Origin of the sequence: Massilia sp. Root335 (assembly GCF_001425685.1) — a bacterium.
Taxonomy (GTDB): Bacteria; Pseudomonadota; Gammaproteobacteria; order Burkholderiales; family Burkholderiaceae_D; genus Telluria; species Telluria luteola.
Map to the genome: position 1 here is coordinate 69187 of NZ_LMCY01000013.1, position 2615 is coordinate 71801.

2 protein-coding genes are annotated in these 2615 nt (G+C 62.3%); both read left to right on the forward strand.

What is annotated here, in order from left to right; genetic code table 11:
* Positions 1-421 precede the first annotated feature (421 nt).
* Positions 422-1324 (forward strand): hypothetical protein, encoded by a 903-nt coding sequence (locus ASC93_RS31990; protein WP_229412670.1) that lies wholly within the window; start codon positions 422-424, stop codon positions 1322-1324.
* 307 nt (positions 1325-1631) lie between these two features.
* Positions 1632-2615: CHASE domain-containing protein (locus tag ASC93_RS10160; protein ID WP_200958297.1), on the forward strand; the 984-nt coding region annotated here is incomplete at its 3' end.

Sequence of the window (2615 nt, forward strand, 5' to 3'; positions counted from 1 at the left end):
CGTGTCCGCGCCCGTCATCGGCGGTCCCGCACCGGCCATCCCTCAACCGCAGGAACACGGCTCGGGCTCGGCCGTCATCTGATCTCTCCCCTCCGCTGAAACGATGGCGGCCATCCCGGCGCGCCAGGCCTGCGCACGTCCATTCCTTCCGGGTATCGCTACTTCATAAAATGAAAATTGTGTAGCGATCACGACAACAAATGTTGTTTCTTTGACAAATATCAATATCTGAGCAGATTGCCTCAACTACATTGATAACGTGTAAGGCGCGCCAACGAAACGACCGGTTTCTTGGCAGATGTCATCACGAACTTTGGAGAATTAACGTCCTGTCCCGGCCCGACAAGCCAGCACAACCATAACTAGGGAATGAGTCACAACGAGATCTTCAACAAATCAACAACGAATGAGGATGAACAACATGAACGCTAACGACCTGTTTAACGCCGTCATGCAACTCGACCTGGAACCGATCAAAACGAAACTGATGCATGTGGAATCAGGCGAGGGCTGGAGTCTCGACCAGGCGAATGCCGTGGAAAAGGAATACCGGCGTTTCCTGTGCCTGATGAAGATGTATCCGGATGAAGCCATCGCCCCTCTCGTCGACGTCGACACGTTCTGGCACTACCACATTCTCGACACGATGAAGTACGCGGCCGACTGCGAACAAGCCTTCGGCTACTTCGTCCATCACTACCCGTACGTCGGCCTGCGCGGCGACGACGACGCGCAGTTCCGCATCGACAGCGGCGAACGCATGCAGGGCCTGTACGAAGCCACGTTCGGCGAAGCCTATCCGGTCGCCGGTGCGACCCCGGTCGAACAACCGGATGCGCTGGCCTATTGCGCCGGCCCGTGGGACAAGCGCGACGCACGCGGCGCGGATCCCATCCGGATTTCCGCCGCCTACTGCGCCGGTCCGTGGGACAAGCAGGGTGCCTCCGCCGGCGGCCGGACGGCCACCGCCTACTGCGCGGGCCCGTGGGACCAACGAGACGCACGCGCCGCGGGCCGGACCGACACCGCCTACTGCGCCGGCCCGTGGGACAAACCACACGCACACGGCGCGGCCGTGGCCGCTACTGCCTATTGCGCCGGCCCCTGGGACAAGCAAAACACGCGCGGCGTCGCCAAAGCCGCCACCGCCTACTGCGCCGGCCCATGGGACAAGCGAGACACGCGCGGCGTCGCCAAAGCGGCCACTGCCTACTGCGCCGGTCCGTGGGACAAGCGAGACACGCGCGCCGCCGCCAAAGCGGCCACTGCCTACTGCGCCGGTCCGTGGGCGCCGGCGGGCGCGCCGGCGGCACTGAACGTCTGACGAATGCGACACGGGAAGGGCGTTCCTCGTACGCACTTCCCGGCGCCGACGACTTGCCCGCGCCGGCGCCGACGCGGGCTTTTTTCGTTCCCAATAATTGCCGCCATCAACAACTGTTCGAACTGCTAGGTTCGCATCACATCCGTTGCGGGTAAGTTGCAAAATACAAATGTCACATGTCCGGCAAGATCCAGCGTCACGCCCAGGGAAGATTATGCAGACAGTCCTGAGAGACGCCTTTTCGGTCAACCGGTTCTCGTTCTGGACCGGCGCACTGCTGTCGGCGCTGGTCGGAAGCGCACTGTATGTGCTGACCCAGCGCTCGATCGAGAACAATGCCCACGAACGCTTCATCAATCACGCGAAGTACGCGCAAAGTGTCATCAGCGTGCGCATCAAGTCGTATACCGACCTGCTGCGCGCCACGGGAAGCCTGATCCACAGCAACGATATCCTGAGCCACCGCAGGCTCCACGAATACGTGCACGGACTGGACCTGGCCACCAACTTTCCCGCGGTCGACTCGATCAATTTTGCGCTTTACGTCACCGATGCGCAGCGCCAGGCTTTCCTCGACGATCTGCGCGAGGAAACCCAACGTCACGTCAACGCCACGCCCCCCCTGGAGATCATGCCGCCAGGCCGGCGCGAAGCCTATCTGATCGTCGGCTACATCGAACCGGACCAGCCCAATCCGCGCCATTACGGCATCGATCTGATGGCCAACCCTTATTTCAGTAAGCAACTGGCCGAGTCGCGTGACAATGCGACGCTGTATGCCTCCGGCACGCCCATCCTCGCGCTGTCCGGGCCCAACGATAACCATCTGGGCATGCGCATGCCGATCTATTATTCCGGCGCCGCGGTGGACACCGTGGAACAGCGTCGCGCGGCCTACGTCGGCTCGCTTGGCATCGCCTTCAGCGCGCCGAAGCTCCTGTTCGGCGTCATGGACGAGATTCCGATCACGGGGTTGCGCATGACGCTGTTCGACATCGGCCCCGGCCTGGATGCCCATGGACGCGAAACCGCGGGGCTGCCGCGCACCCTGTTCGACAGCCGGGGCACCAGCAAGGACCCGACGCCGGCGCTCGACGCGAGCGACAATATGTTTTCCGTGACCCTGCCACTGGATTTCAACGGCCGCACCTGGAAAACGACGTTCAGCGCGCCCAAGAGCGCCCTCTACACCGAGTTCGACGACTATTACCCGAAGCTGATGATGGCATTCGGCTTCCTCGGCTCCATCCTGCTGTACGCCCTGCTGCACACGCTGACCTCGTCGCGGCGC